Annotated in this window: 15 protein-coding genes; all 15 read left to right on the top strand. The window is 56.6% G+C overall.

Going from position 1 to position 14,278, the window contains the following annotated elements; translation table 11 throughout:
- Positions 1-139: 139 nt before the first annotated feature.
- The 15 genes from RCI20_RS00575 (at position 140) to RCI20_RS00505 (ending at position 14,226) form a co-directional block, all read left to right on the top strand.
- On the top strand, positions 140-1,141 hold the full coding sequence (locus tag RCI20_RS00575) for a phage protease (RefSeq protein WP_306602505.1): 1,002 nt from the start codon (positions 140-142) through the stop codon (positions 1,139-1,141).
- A 54-nt stretch (positions 1,142-1,195) separates the two neighbouring features.
- Entirely contained in the window at positions 1,196-2,110 is a 915-nt protein-coding gene (locus tag RCI20_RS00570; protein WP_306602504.1) for a Mu-like prophage major head subunit gpT family protein, read from the top strand.
- A gap of 78 nt (positions 2,111-2,188) precedes the next feature.
- On the top strand, positions 2,189-2,611 hold the full coding sequence (locus RCI20_RS00565; protein ID WP_306602503.1) for a hypothetical protein: 423 nt from the start codon (positions 2,189-2,191) through the stop codon (positions 2,609-2,611).
- Positions 2,611-3,105 carry a phage protein Gp36 family protein gene (locus tag RCI20_RS00560; protein ID WP_306602501.1) on the top strand — a complete coding sequence of 165 codons (495 nt, stop codon included), beginning with the start codon at positions 2,611-2,613 and terminating at the stop codon, positions 3,103-3,105. The genes RCI20_RS00565 and RCI20_RS00560 overlap by 1 nt, the downstream gene beginning before the upstream one ends.
- Entirely contained in the window at positions 3,102-3,509 is a 408-nt protein-coding gene (locus RCI20_RS00555) for a hypothetical protein (protein WP_306602499.1), read from the top strand. Before RCI20_RS00560 ends, RCI20_RS00555 begins: the two co-directional genes overlap by 4 nt.
- An 11-nt stretch (positions 3,510-3,520) precedes the next feature.
- On the top strand, positions 3,521-3,706 hold the full coding sequence (locus tag RCI20_RS00550) for a hypothetical protein (protein WP_306602498.1): 186 nt from the start codon (positions 3,521-3,523) through the stop codon (positions 3,704-3,706).
- Positions 3,699-4,349 (top strand): phage tail protein, encoded by a 651-nt coding sequence (locus RCI20_RS00545; protein WP_306602497.1) that lies wholly within the window; start codon positions 3,699-3,701, stop codon positions 4,347-4,349. The genes RCI20_RS00550 and RCI20_RS00545 overlap by 8 nt, the downstream gene beginning before the upstream one ends.
- Before the next feature lie 18 nt (positions 4,350-4,367).
- Positions 4,368-4,679, top strand: a complete 312-nt coding sequence (locus RCI20_RS00540) for a phage tail assembly chaperone (RefSeq protein ID WP_306602495.1) — start codon at positions 4,368-4,370, stop codon at positions 4,677-4,679.
- Complete coding sequence (locus RCI20_RS00535; RefSeq protein WP_306602688.1) at positions 4,679-4,996, top strand: DUF1799 domain-containing protein; 318 nt, start codon at positions 4,679-4,681, stop codon at positions 4,994-4,996. Before RCI20_RS00540 ends, RCI20_RS00535 begins: the two co-directional genes overlap by 1 nt.
- A gap of 50 nt (positions 4,997-5,046) precedes the next feature.
- Positions 5,047-9,921 carry a tape measure protein gene (locus RCI20_RS00530; RefSeq protein WP_306602494.1) on the top strand — a complete coding sequence of 1,625 codons (4,875 nt, stop codon included), beginning with the start codon at positions 5,047-5,049 and terminating at the stop codon, positions 9,919-9,921.
- Entirely contained in the window at positions 9,921-11,465 is a 1,545-nt protein-coding gene (locus RCI20_RS00525) for a hypothetical protein (RefSeq protein ID WP_306602493.1), read from the top strand. The genes RCI20_RS00530 and RCI20_RS00525 overlap by 1 nt, the downstream gene beginning before the upstream one ends.
- Position 11,466: 1 nt before the next feature.
- A complete protein-coding gene (locus tag RCI20_RS00520) occupies positions 11,467-12,327 on the top strand; it encodes a hypothetical protein (RefSeq protein ID WP_306602492.1) in 861 nt (286 codons plus the stop codon).
- Entirely contained in the window at positions 12,327-13,268 is a 942-nt protein-coding gene (locus tag RCI20_RS00515; RefSeq protein ID WP_306602491.1) for a hypothetical protein, read from the top strand. The genes RCI20_RS00520 and RCI20_RS00515 overlap by 1 nt, the downstream gene beginning before the upstream one ends.
- On the top strand, positions 13,265-13,828 hold the full coding sequence (locus RCI20_RS00510) for a DUF4376 domain-containing protein (RefSeq protein ID WP_306602490.1): 564 nt from the start codon (positions 13,265-13,267) through the stop codon (positions 13,826-13,828). The genes RCI20_RS00515 and RCI20_RS00510 overlap by 4 nt, the downstream gene beginning before the upstream one ends.
- A complete protein-coding gene (locus RCI20_RS00505; RefSeq protein WP_306602489.1) occupies positions 13,825-14,226 on the top strand; it encodes a hypothetical protein in 402 nt (133 codons plus the stop codon). Before RCI20_RS00510 ends, RCI20_RS00505 begins: the two co-directional genes overlap by 4 nt.
- Positions 14,227-14,278: the final 52 nt, after the last annotated feature.

Below are 14,278 nucleotides of genomic sequence, written 5' to 3'. Positions count from 1 at the left end.
CCGCCGCGGCAACACGGAGAAAACGCCTTGTAGCGCGTTTCTGTGGGTCCGGCATTCAATGGCTGGAAACGTTTCCAGCGATGCCCAGCTGACAGCGAAACGGGATCATGGCTCCAACGCAAACCGCTGGAGCTTTCACGTGTCGCAGAATAATCCCCTCATCGGACAAATTGCCGCCCTGGTCATCGACCTGCTGGCGAAGCAGGATTACCCCGAAGGCTGCAATGCGCACATTTTCCCGGACGGCAAGTTCCGTAGCGATGACGGCCGTCCGGCCCGTGATACCGAGGGCCAGGTGCAGGACTGGCGCATGGACGCGGAGATTGCCGCCGACCTGATCGCCGCCCTGGAGCAATCCGGCAAGCCCATCCTCTACGACTACGAGCACAACAGCCTCTTCGGCGACAGCGTGGCCGCCGGCTGGATCACCAAGCTGGTCTATGTCGCCGGGCGCGGCCTGTTCGCACATGTCGAGTGGGTTGACGATGCCGCCGAGGCAATCGCGAAGAAGAAGTACCGCTATTCCAGCCCGTGCTTCTACTACGACGCCAGCGGTCGGGTCACCGAACTGATTTCGGTCGCGCTGACCAACAACCCGGCGCTGGGCGATCTGGGCGCCGTGGCGCTGGTTCGCCGGGCTGCTTTATCGGCCTTGCCTGTCGGGGCGCTCGCTCAGCATTTTTTAACTGCGGCCGGGCGCATTCCCGGCAACCCTGCGGGAGACCCTGAAATGACCCCTGAACAAATTGCCGCACTCACTTCCGAGCGCGACACCCTGAAAACCAGCCTCGCCAGCCTGACCGCCGAGCGTGACAAGGCAAACGCCGATCTGGCTGCGCTGCGCAAAAAGGTCGACGACGACAAAGCAGCGGCTGAAGCCAAGGAAAAAGCCGACCTGCTCGCTGCCGCCACGTCGGGCGACAAGCCGAAGATGACCCCGGCTCAGGCCGAGGCTGTGAAGGAGATGCCTCTTGCTGCGCTCAAGAACCTTATCGGCACGCTGGGTACGGTGGCGCTAACCAACCTGCAGTCTGATCGGCCTGATCAGGGTGGTGTCAATGGCCTGACAGCCGATGAGGTGGCCGCCTGCAGCCGCATGAATGTCACGCCCGAAGAGTACTTGGCAGCCAAAAAGCGCTGATTTTCAGTTCTGCCGAATCACCAACCGAATTTCGAGACTTAGGAGAAACACAACATGGGTGCTCCCCTCACGCAAGCGCAACTCGACGCGCTTAATACCACCATCAAGGCTCGCTTCAATGCAGGCCTCAAAGTCAATCGCGAGGATTGGCGCAAGGTTGCCGGCTATGTGACCAGCGACAGCTCCAGCAACACTTACGAGTGGCTGTCTCAGTTTCCCGCTTTCCGTGAGTGGGTTGGTCCACGCCAGCACAAGGTTGCCAAAGAAACGGCCTACACGGTCAAGAACCGTAAGTTCGAGAACACGCTCGATATTCCTGTCGACAAGGTCGAAGACGACGAGTACGGCATGTACGGCGACGTTGCGCAGAGCTACGGCGAATCCGTCTATGACCTGCAGAATGACCTGGTCTTCGGCCGCATTGGCAATGCCATCGCCGAAATTTGCTATGACGGCCAATACTTCTTCGATACGGATCATCCGGTGTATCCGAATGAGGATGGCTCGGGTGTCGCAACGACTGTCAGCAACTTCCAGGCAGGTGCAGGGGAGTTGTGGATGCTGCTCTGCACGAATCGCGCACCGAAGCCGTTCTACTTGCAGGAGCGCGTGAAGCCACAGCTCGTCTCGAAAACCAATGCCGTGAACAGCGATTACGTCTACGAAAACGACGCAATCAGCTATGGCGGCCGCTGGCGTGGTGAGGGTGTGTGTGGTTTCTGGCAACTCGCCTATGGCTCCAAGGCCGAGCTGACCGAGGCCAATTTCACCGCCAATTTCAAGGCAATGATGAAAGTCACCCGCGATGGCGGTAGCAAGCTCGGGATCATCCCGAATCTGCTCGTCGTTGGCCCAGACAACATGGCCGCTGCCGAAGCGCTGATCAAGGCCATCAACAAGGCCAACGGAGCCTCGAACACCAATTACAACAAGGTCGAACTGCTCGTTTCGCCCTGGATTGGTTCGTAACTCATCCCCCGCGAGCAGGCCTTCGGGCCATAGAGAAACCCCGGCCGGAATTGCCCGGCCGGGTCAGGAGATCAAACCATGAAGAGCATTTATGTGCGCGTACGGCCGAAGAGCGGGTTGCCCTCGTTCTTCCGCTGCGGCATGAAGTTTTCCCAGGGCTGGGTGCGCGTCGAAGTCGACGAAGCCGCCAAGAAGCGCCTGGACCAAGAGCAGATGCTGGAGGTGTCGGAAACGAAGCCGGCCGCGTTCGATGATGTGCCGGCAGGTGATAGCGCCGCCACTTCGACCGCTGCAGGCTCCGGCACTGGCACCCCGGCTGACGCACCGACCGACCCAGCCGAGCGCCTGGCGGCGATCCGCGCTGCCATTGCCGGCCTGAACAAGGAAGATGCAACGCTCTGGACCAAGGGTGGCAAGCCGACGATGGAAGCCGTTGCCGCAGTGACGGGCTGGCCGGTGCTGGCCGCTGAACGTGACGCGGCACAGGAAGGCGGCAAGTAATGCCGTTCGCTACCCGCGCCGATCTGCTGGCTCGCAGCAATGCACGCCGACTGTTTCAGCTTGCTGTGCCGGCAGATATGCGGATGCCGCCCGACGATGCGCTACGCGTTGCTGTCGAGGAAGGCGACCTGTCCGGTTATACGGATGCCGAGCGCGCAACGTTGTCTGCGGCGCTGTCTGCCATCGATACGGCGCTCACCGATGCGGATGCACTGCTGCTCTCCTACGGGATTCCGCAGACCGTGCAAACCACGTTGCTGGCCCGGCTGGCGTCAACGGTGGCGCTGTACAACCTGCAGGGCGCGGAGCGTATGACGAAAGAGGTTCAAACCGCATACGACGGCGTGATGAAAACACTGACCGCTCACGCCGCCGGCCAGGTGAATTTGATTCCTGCCGCATCGACCGATCCGGTACGTATTGATGACGTGGCTTTCATTGAGAGTGCCCCGTCGCGCTACGGGCGTCGGAATCTGAATGAAGCGGGTGAATGATGGATACGAAGCCCCTTGCTGACTATTTGAGAACTCAACTTGTCGATGTGCGTGAAGTTGGGGCCGCTGCCGATTTTATGGCCGCTGCCGATGGCAGTGTGAGTGTTCCGGCGGTGTTCGTCATACCGCAGGAGGAACGCGTTGCTGAGGATGATTTTGACGGCGAGTTTCTGCTGCGCGTGGTGATTGCTGTTGTGTGCGTTGTGAGCAATTACCGGGACTCAATCGGCGAAGCCGCGCAGTCCGATCTCGAAAAATTGCGGTGTGCAGTTAAAGACGCGATTGACGAATTCATCCCGGCCGGTGCGCAGGCTCCTGCGCGATTCATGCGTGGCGGCTTGATGAGTTTCGATGCTCAGACGATGTGGTGGGCCGATGAGTTTGAAGTGCTTTTATCTCAATAGGAGGTGCGTCGATGGTGAAAGTAAGAATCGTCGAAGAAATCAAGTTCCGGTCAGCCCCGCTGACCGTGAATCAGGAAATTGAGGTGTCTGCGTTGGATGCCTCGCAACTTGTCGCCGCTGGTCACGCTGTCGTAGTGACCAAAGCTGGCAAGGCCCCGAAACCGGAAAAAACAACTGGGAGTAATGAACATGTCTAAAACGCTTGCAACACGTATCAAGTTTTCGATTGCAAAAACCTATGGTGCAGCCGTGGCAATGAGCGCTATCAGCAACGCGGCGGAGGCCGTTGCAACACTTGCTGCCGCTCATGGCGCTGTTGCTGGTGAATACGTCGAAATCCAATCGGCCTGGCCGGCGCTCAACGGTCGCGTTGTGCGTATTAAATCGGTAGACGTTAACGAAGTAACGCTGGAAAAAATCAATACCGTTTCTGCTGATAAATATCCTGCCGGCAGCGGTATCGGTTCGATTCGCCGCATCACGGCATGGGATCGTCTGTCACAAGTTAACGGCGTCAGCACGGCTGGTGGGGAGCAGCAGTACTCTGACGCGACCGACATGGATGACGAATTCGAAATCAAGCTGCCGTCAATCAAGTCGGCCAAAACAACGACCCTGAAGTTTTTTGACGATCCATCGCTCCCGTGGTACCCGACCGTCGAAGCGGCATGCGAAGCAAAGATTCCTACTGCATTGCTGGTTGAGCTGCCGAATGGTGCCAAATCTGTCAGTAACGCCTACTGGTCGATGTCTGATGAGCCGACGATGGAAAAGAACCAGGCGCTGGTTTCCACCATCACGCTGGCGATGAGCGCACCTACCGTGCGCTACGCAAGCTAATTCCACGAAAGGCATGCCATGTTGAAAATCAAACCGAAAGACACGTTTAAAGCAAAAGTCGGGTTGTCCGTGCCAGGTAGCGAAAAACTCGAAGTCATCAGTGTCGAGTACCGGCATCTGTCCCGATCTGCCCTGCAGGAGTACTACGCAGGACTAAAAGGCAAAACGGATGCAGAAGGTCTTGCAGAAATCATGCGTGGCTGGGACGGACCCGATGCAGCGTATAGCCCGGAAAGTCTGCAGGAGCTGCTCGACAACTACCCAGCTTCAGCCGGCGAACTGTACGAGTCGTTCCGCGCTGAGCTGGTCGAGTCGAAACGAAAAAACTAATCGAAGTCGCCGAAACCTGGGCCGATGGTGGGGGTGTTGAAAGCCTGAAGGCGCTGGGATTCGGCGACGACGATTTAGATATAGAACTGGACGTACTGACCGAGAACCTGCAGATCGTCGAGGTGTTTTTTGCCCTCAGTACGCAATGGCGGGTCGGCATGGGCGGACTGACAGGGCTGGATTACAACGCATTGCCAGCCCTGTTTTCCTTACTCGGCATCAAGAAAAAATCTCGCCGTGAATTGTTTTTTGGTCTGCGCGAGATGGAGCGTGCGGCGCTCAATGTCTGGGCCGACCAGCGGGAAAACGCAGAGTGAGCTGGTGGCCACCTGCACATGAATCAAGCGTAAATTTTGAGAGAAAAACAATGACGCGCGGTCCGGAAATCAAAGTCACGTTCACAGGCGACAGTGGTAATTTTGTCAACGCCACTCGTAATGCAGATACCGCAGTAACCAGCCTTTCGGGATCTGTCAAAAACCTTGCTACCGGCTTGGCTGGTGCTGTATCAGCCAGCGCATTTGCATCAAAACTGGTTGCTGTTCAGCGCGAATTTGACGTAATGAACGCCAGCTTGATCACGATGACTGGATCGACGGCAAATGCACAGATGGCTTTTGCCGCAATCCAGCAATTCGCAGCAACAACGCCGTATAGCCTGCAGGAAGTCACATCGGCATTTACGAAGTTAAAGTCACTCGGGCTTGACCCATCGCAACGGGCACTAGAGTCATACGGCAACACAGCCGCCGCGATGGGAAAAGGCCTTGATCAATTTATCGAGGCGGTTGCTGATGCCAGCACCAGCGAATTTGAACGACTAAAAGAATTTGGCATAAAGGCAAGCCAGGAGGGTGGCAAGGTCAGCTTTACCTTCCAGGGCGTGACAACTACTGTCAAAAACAGTGCTGCGGAAATTAATGAGTACCTGACAAAGATCGGTGAAAACGAATTTTCGGGTGCAATGGCAGAGCGTGCAAAGACGCTGGATGGTGCCATCAGCAATCTCTCAGATACGTGGGACAACCTGTTTTTGACCGTAAGCCAAAAAAATACAGGCGGCTTCATTTTCGATTCGGTCAAGTTGGCCACCGGTGCTGTCGACGATTTGACCAAGATCATTAATGCCATGTCCGGCGCAGCTGACGACAATGCTCGGGCCACAGGAGCAATGGCAGAGATTCAAAACGGTATCGGTACTGTTTTCGAAACCGTCGCAGTGCTTGGCGCGAATGTCGCTTATGTTTTCCGGTCTGTTGGAACAGAAATCGGTGGTTTGGCTGCTCAGGCCGCAGCCGTTGCAACGGGGGATTTTTCTGGCGCCAAGTTTATTGGCGAGGAAATGAAGCGTGACGCCGCCGCTGCCCGAGCAGAAATTGATGCGCTGAGTGAGCGCATTCTTGGTGCTAGAACGGCCACACAATCTGCTGCAGCCTCTCTTGACGATCTTGTAAAGCCACGGCCAACAGTCAAACCTCCTGTTGATGCCGCAGGTTTGAAAACGGCCAAAAAGGAGGCTGACGAACTTGCAAAACTGATGGACCGCATCTATGGCAAAGAGTCCGGACTGGATGCTGGGTACTGGAACGACCTTGAAAGGCTGAACAAGCAATTCCAGAAAACCGGTGACCTGGAAAGCTACGCTGACGCCGTTTCAAAGCTGACGACGCAACAAAGGTTCTATCAGGATCAAGTCAAAGCGGTAGCGAAGGCTGAAGAAGAAGCCGCTAACGTCAGCGCAGCTCGATTCGCAGAAATGGCGAAGACTTCTGACGCATTACAGGATCAGGTCAGCCAGTTGCGTCTCGAAAATGACGAAATTGGCCTTACCGCCGAACAGCTTGACGTCCTCCGGATTGCCCGCATGGATGACGCCATTTCAGCTAAAGCGCAGGCACTGGCTGTTGCTGAAAAAACCTCGCAAAGCGCATCTGAAATCGAGATGCTACGAGAGCAAATTGAAGCAATGCGGGAACTGCGCGGCTTGACCGCAACTGGGCAGGTGCGGCGAGCGAACGCTCGGGCGATTGAAGAGCAGAAGACAGCTTGGTCCGGTTTCTTCGGTGACATCAGTCGTGGAATGACTGATTCAATTTTCAGGTCATTCGAAGCTGGCGAATCCCGAGCAGATGTGTTCTTCGACTCGTTACAGCGTACCGCAGCCACAACCCTTCTGAAATTTGGTGTCGAATTCACGGCGGATGCCGGCAAGCAATTGCTCGGCCTTGCGCTGAATGCGCTATCTGGATCGTCGGCTGGTGGTGGTAGTGGCGGGCTGGGTAGTGCGCTGGGCCTTGTCAGCAATGCCAGTTCGGCCTATGGACTGCTATCTGGTCAGACGCTGGCCAATGCTGCAAACATGGTCGGCACGGGCTACGGTGCGATAACAGGATCTGGTGCCCTGGGCGGCCAGGCATTTGCGGCCGGGCTTGCGAACCCTACTGCTAGCGAAGCGGCAATGTGGGCCTATCAGTCCGCATTCCAAGCGACAGGCGATGCCGCAATGTTAGCGACGGCCGAAGGGATTGCGGCTGGCCAAGGTGCGATGTCCGGGTTCATTTCGTCACTCGGCACTGCTGCCATAGTGGCAGCGCCCCTCATTATCGGTGGCCTTGTCGATAAATTTGGCGGCGGGGACACATTTCAGACCGGCGTCACGCTTGATGGGAAATATAGCCAGGGCGGTTTCAGTGGCGCAATCGGCGAGAATTACAAAACAACAAGCGGCTGGTTCAATAACGGTGGAACTGAAACCTATCTGACAGACATCAATCTGTCGGTGCGCGACATGATCGGCATGCTGACGTCGAACGCCGAGCGCCAGGTGAGCCGTATTGGTGGCGAGGATTACTACACTTATAAAAACACATTGACGGATGAGCAGTACAACATCCTGCTCGGGCAGATCGGCCTTCAGGTTGGCGAAAAGCTTGGGAAGGTTGAGCGCCAAGGCACGTGGGTTGATGACGAAAATGGATTTGTCACCGGCGCTCAGATGGTTGATGCAATTGTGCCGGTATTCAAAACAGCGGCAGAGATGACCGAAGCAGAAATCCGCACGAACTGGTCAAAACTTGTCGACATCAACAACAACCGGTACTTAAGTCGTGATGTCGGCGACGAATTCTTAAGTGGCTACACGCCTTCCGTTGGCGAAATGAATATGGGGGACGGGGGTTATAACGGCCCGGTCGTTAACGGTATCCAGGACGCAGATTACGCAAAACAGATTCTCGACGGAATCTTCGGCGCGAACGTCAAAAGTCGTCCAGAGCGACTGGTATCAAAGGACCTCGGCACATACGATGCGATCAGCACTGCGCTTGACAGCATCTATGACCAAACCGTAACGAGCTTCGAGAAGCTGGGCACCTCTTTGGGCGCGACTGACATCAACGCGATCATCGCCGGCTATACAGCGGACATCACGATTGATAACGTCGGTGGGATAAAAGAGTTGCTGACCGGCGCGGCCACTCAACTACAAGAAGGTCTTGGTAAGGCAATTTTTCCGGTGATCGACGAAATCCGTACGAGCAGCGGCGAAACTGGCTCATGGGCCGAAACCTTTTCCCGCGTTTCGGCGCAGGTTGCACAGGTTGGAGAGGCATTCAAATTACTTGACGTGTCGCTGACGGGCACTGGTCTTGCAAACGACATCCTGAGTGCCGGAAATGCCCTTGTAACGGCATTTGGAGGCTTGGAAACCCTGCAAGCCACGCTGTCAAATTATTACGAAAACTACTACACCGCTGAGGAAAAGCGCGCCAATGTCGTTCGTGCAATCACAGAATCACTCGCTGCAGCAGGCGCTGTTATTACAGAGACTGACGTAGCAAGCGCGACGCGAGAACAATTTCGCGATGCATACGAAGCTATCGTCGAGACCGCCGGGGCCGCATCGCCCTTGGCCGTTGCGATGCTGAAGGTTGAGTCGGCATTTGCCGGGATCACACCTGAGGTCGCTGGCACAGCAAATGCCATCAATCAAGCGGCTTCAACGATTGCCGCCGCTCGACAAAAGGTTGTGACCGAAGTAGCCGCTACCAGGCAGGAATCCGCACTAGATACCTACATCGCCGCACTTGATGCGGATAACGCACGGGTTGAGCAATACGCGAGTGACTACGCAAGCAGCGTGCAGTTGCAAATTTCGGCGCAACAGCAGTTGTTGGATGCGTTTGAACAGGCTGTCGATTCGATCCGGGATTATCGGGATAGCTTGATGCTGTCCGATCTGTCAGTCCTCGATCCGGAACAAAAATACCGTGAGGCGAAGCGCCAGTTCGAAGAAACGTACCGTCTGGCTCAACTGGGCAACGCAGAGGCGATCCAGCAGTTGCCGGAAGCTGGTCGTAATTTCCTGACGGTCAGTCAAGATTACAACGCCACTACTGGCGCGTATGTCGCTGACTATCAGCGCGTGCTTGAATCCTTGGACAAGTCCGAATCTGTTGCTAGCCGCAATGCCGAGCGTGCGCAGGATTCGCTCGTCGGCCTTGAGCGCCAGATGGGATCGCTCAACAGCAGCGCTTCGTCGGCGGCAAGTTCGCTGCTGTCTGTTGATGCGGCGATGCAGTCGCTGTTGCTTGAAGTTCGTAACTCGGCCGCAATGGGTGTTGCGATCAACCAGGGCGTGTTGGATGCGCTCAATAAGGCCGGGCAGACCGGCAAAGTGGTAGAGACAGGCGCAGGGCCATCTTACACATCAACCCGAGGCGCATCTGCGTTTATCAATGATGCTGGCCAACTGGCGGTGACAGGTAAGAGCGGCGGCACGATGACTCAATCAGAAATTTATGGGTGGGCCGAGAATGCCGTTAAAAACAACGACGCGCAGTCGATTTACACCGCCGCATGGAACGAAGGCCTGACGCTGAAGGAAGTGGATTCGCTGCTCGGCCTTTCTGCCGGCACAGCAGAAGACTGGGCTAAGAAAAACGGTCTGCCGACCTTTCGGGCAGGTGGTTACCACGTCGGTGGCGTTCGGATGGTGGGTGAAGGAGGTCCGGAACTCGAGGCCACAGGCCCGGCACGCTACTGGTCGTTTGAGCAGACCAGAGCGATGATGCAGTCGCCAAGCCCGCAGCAAAAGCAGGATAACAGCGACATCATCCGTGCCATTGAAGCTTCTGCAGAAAGCAACGCGCTGGGTCAGAAAGCCTTGATCGAACGCATTTCCTTCCTTGAAAAACAGCTTGCAGCGATTGAAAGCAGCGGTGTTTTGCGGATGGCTGCGTAATGGCAACTATCTATCTTGCGCACATTACGGTGTTTGACCCGGCCATCGCTGGTACGCGGATGTTGTATTTGTCGAGTGCCGGATATACCACCGGGTCTGCCGGTCTGCCGCCCGGTGGGCTGGCGCACACCGCGTACGAACCACGCATCAAACAGCCGGCAAACATGCGCCGAGAGATGTTTGGTCGCGGCACAACGGGCGGCGAATCGACCGTTGGTTATGGGGTGCTGGAACTGACGAACATCGATGGTGGGTTGGATGACATTGCGACATTTGGTCTTGATGGCCAGCCGATCACTATTCTGGTCGGTGAAGTACGTCGCGGTGGCCCTCCTATCTGGACGACTGTGCTTGTTGGCACGATGGAGCAACCTGCTGTTACGTGGCAAAAAGTATCGATTCGTTTGCGCGACCGCCAGGCTGAACTCGATAAGCCGGCAGCGCCGAATAAGTACGGTGGCACGAATGTGCTACCGGCCGGCTTGGATGGCGTGGCCGGCGACTTGAAGGGTAAGCCGAAGCCGCGCATTTTCGGTCGCGTGTTCAACATCGCGCCGCCCTGCGTCAATACGAGCCGGCTGATCTATCAGATCAATGATGGTGCCGTTTCTGCTGTGTCGGCAGTTTATGTGCGCGGTGCAGCGTTGACCGCAGGATCAGCCTACGGCAGCCAGGCGGAGATGGAAGCCAACGCGCCGGCCGCAGGACAATACCGCGCTTGGGCGGCGGGCGGCTATATCCGACTTGGCACGTCACCGGACGGCATCGTCACAGCCGATGCGACGCAGGGTATAGCAGTCGGAAACCGCACTGTTGCGCAACTGGCGCAGCAGATTGCAACAGGCGCGGGCGGTATTGCTGCGGGGGATATCTCTGCAGTCGACTTGCTGGCGCTTGATGCGAAAAACAGCGCGGAGGTTGGCATCTGGATCAACGACGAAACCTGCCGTGAAGTATTGGACAAGCTGTGCGAGTCGATTGGTGCTTGGTGGGGCTTTGATCGGCTTGGGAAATTCCGGATGAGCCGGCTTGAAGAACCGGCCGGTATGCCGGTGCTCGACATCACAGCTGACGACATTCTGAGCATTGATCGCGTGCCGAGTAACGATGTTGGCCGGGGTGTGGCCACGTGGCAAGTGACGCTGAAATATGCCCGGTTCTGGACCCGGCAGGATAGCGACGTGGCCGGCGCCGTCGGTGCTGCACGGCGCGCTGAACTGCGCGAAAGCTACCGGTCTGTTGTCGCCAGCGATGCGGCGATCAAGATCAAGCATTTGCTGGCACCGGCGCTTGAGTTTGAAACGCTGTTGAGCGATGCCGGCGCGGCGGCGGCTGAGTCCACTCGCAGGCTCAATCTTTACAAGGCTGACCGGCTGACGGTTGAGTTGGTCATGGCGTACGACCCTGGGCTGATTGCGGATCTGGGTGATGTCGTTCGCGTCACGCTGTCGCGTTTCGGCATGGGGCCCGGAAAGCTGTTTGTTGTGCTCGGCATCCGGCCTGATCTTGAGTTGCGCCGGCTCTATCTCACGTTATGGGGTTGATATGGGAAAAGTCACGATAGGACTTATCAATAGAGCCGACGAGGCGATCTTGTCGGGCGGTAATTGGATGGCCTCGCTGCCGCTGTCTAATTTGCAGAATCGTCGCTTGTCGCGAGTTGCACGCTCTACTGATGCGTCTGATGCCTCGACGAAATTTGATATCGATCTAGCGCAGGCCCGACGTATCCGTGTTGTTGCGCTGGTCGCGCACAACCTATCGACCTCGGCAACGGTGCGGATCATCGGTGATGATGAAAACACGTTCGCAACGCCGCTCTACGATTCTGGGGCTGTGCCCATGTGGCCGGCTGGCACGATCCCGCAGGATTTACTGGAATGGGAAGACGATAACTTCTGGCTCGGAACTGTCAGCCAGCAGGCGGTTGCGGGATATCAAGCACCATTTATTTGCGTGCTGCCTGCTGCGGTCATTGCGCGCTACTGGCGCGTTGAAATTAGTGACACCGGTAATTCAGATGGGTGGGTGCACATTGGCCGTCTGTATATCGCCGACGCATGGCAACCAAAACACGGTATGCGCCCTGGTGTCGGGCTGGGCTTTGGTGATGCTTCGGCCGTCGATGCTTCGCTGACCGGTGAAGAGTTTTTCGAGCCGAGGCGAAAGCGGCGGACGCTGAGTTTTGATCTGCCGGCAATGAGCGTTACCGAGGGCTATCAGTTTGCGCTGGAGATTGACCGCATGGCCGGCGTGACCGGCGAAGTGCTGGTCATACCGGACCCGAGCGATAGCGAAAACGGCGTGCGCCGAAACTTCCTTGGGCGGCTTCAAAGCTTGCCGGCGCTGTTGCATAGCAGCAAGCGAATCATGAGCAAAAAATACGAAATCACGGAGATTCTGTAATGACAAACAGCGTGTGTTTTGATCCGGCAGTGGGTGGCGATGGCAGCGTGCTCACCGATGACTCAAACGCTGAGTCAGGTCTGGGGAATGGAGGGCACAGGACACGGTTTGTGCCGGCGCTGGCGCAGGTGGTTGCTGTAGCAGCGCACGTCGTTGAGCGTGCTGCTGCTGCGGTAGCTGCAGCGCTCACCGCCAGTGATTACGCGGATGCCTCTGCATCAGCAGCTGGCGTATCGGTGGCAAAGGCCGGCGAGGCGCTGGCGTCGGCAAACACAGCAATAGACAAAGCAGCAGAGGCAGTAGCCGCAGCAGCGCTAGTAAATCTTCCTGCGCTTTCGCCTGCAGCCGAAAATAAAGTGCTTTCTGTTACCGCTTTTGGCGAGTGGGTTCTGAAGTTGTTGACGGCGGCTGATGTCGGTGCAGAGCCGACGATCACAACGGGCACTGTGAATGACTATATCGCGGGCAACAAGACGATTCGAGATTTCGCGGCGAATGTCCGGATGACGGTCTTGACGGGGCTGTCAACGGCAAGTGCTGCGGCGATTACTGCGGCGGACAGCGAACTAGCGGCGTTCGGGAAGCTGCAGGCACAGCTCAATGATAAGCAAGCACAAATTAATGCCAAGCAAGCGTCATTGGTGTCCGGTACAAACATCAAAACAGTTGCTGGTGTCACTTTGCTTGGCGCGGGAAATATTGCGGTGCTGCCTTTGGATTTTGGGCATGGAAACGTCGGTAGTCTGGCGTTCATTTGGCGCAACGTGAGTACTGAAGTTGCCGCCGGAACAATTGTCTCATCTGCCGAATATGCAGTTATCGGCGGTGGATATGCATCTGCGACATCCGGCGGCAGTGCTCCCGGCTCCTGGCGATTGCTGGGCAAGGCGCCAGCGTTTCATCCCAATCCAGTTGCTGTGCTTGCTCAAAGGATCGCATGATGGAAGTCATCGACGTCAAAAACTGCGTCTGGGGCGCTCTGGCGCAAACCATTAACTGCAATGTTCTATTCGGTGGGTTCGACGACTACATCCCGTTTTCTGCGTCGCCCGATGACACAGAGGCGCACGGTGTATCAATCTATAACCGGGTGCTGGCTGGTGAATTTGGTCCGATTGGTCTCTATATCGCACCACAACTGACGGCACCACAACTCGTTGATGCAGTCAATGCCCGCCGCGATGCGCTAGAAACCCAAGGCTTTCCGCATGCTGGTCTCTGGTTCCAATCGGACGAACGTTCAGTCGCACGGATCAATTCGACAGCGCTGGCGGCAGTCAGCGCTTTGATGGGTGGCCAGAATCCCGCATTCCCGGATTGGATCGCGGCTGACAATACGCCTCTGCAGGTTGATGCTGCGGGCGTGCTGGCGCTACAGGCAAGCCTGACGGCCCATGCCGGCGCACTGCATGCCCACGCCCGCGTGCTGAAAGCCGCGATTAACGCAGCGACATCAATTGATGAGTTGTCGATGATCGACATCGATGCGGGCTGGCCATGAGCGACTGGCGTTACTGCATTGACCGGAAATTCACGCTGTGTTCGCCCTGGCTTGATGGTGTCTTCTACATGGGCGAATGGGTACGGATCGCATCACAGACAATCGAGATTGCCACAAGATATGCATGGGATGGCTGCTCGCCTGCGTATCGTCTATGTGGTGATATTTGGATCGGCCCATGGGATGGTCCGAGTGGGCGTGATGGCAAGCCGGTCACATGGCAAGCGACATTAGTTCACGATGCGCTATGTCAGTTTCGGCGGGATATCAGAGGGTTGACGAAGGGCGCTACAGTAGGTTTGTTCGACGCTCAGTTACGTGCAGATTTGGCGCCGGCCTGGATGTGCCAAACCTACCCGCCCGTTGTCGATTTATTCGGCCCACAAGAATGGTTTTGATGTTGGGTATAACGCCCCACTGAGACGGTGCGACCGTTACAGGTGCAGGAAC

It is taken from the genome of Azonexus sp. (assembly GCF_030824335.1).
GTDB lineage: Bacteria > Pseudomonadota > Gammaproteobacteria > Burkholderiales > Rhodocyclaceae > Azonexus.
The sequence above is the reverse complement of the archived record's forward strand: the minus strand, read 5'-3'. Positions and strand labels throughout refer to the sequence as shown.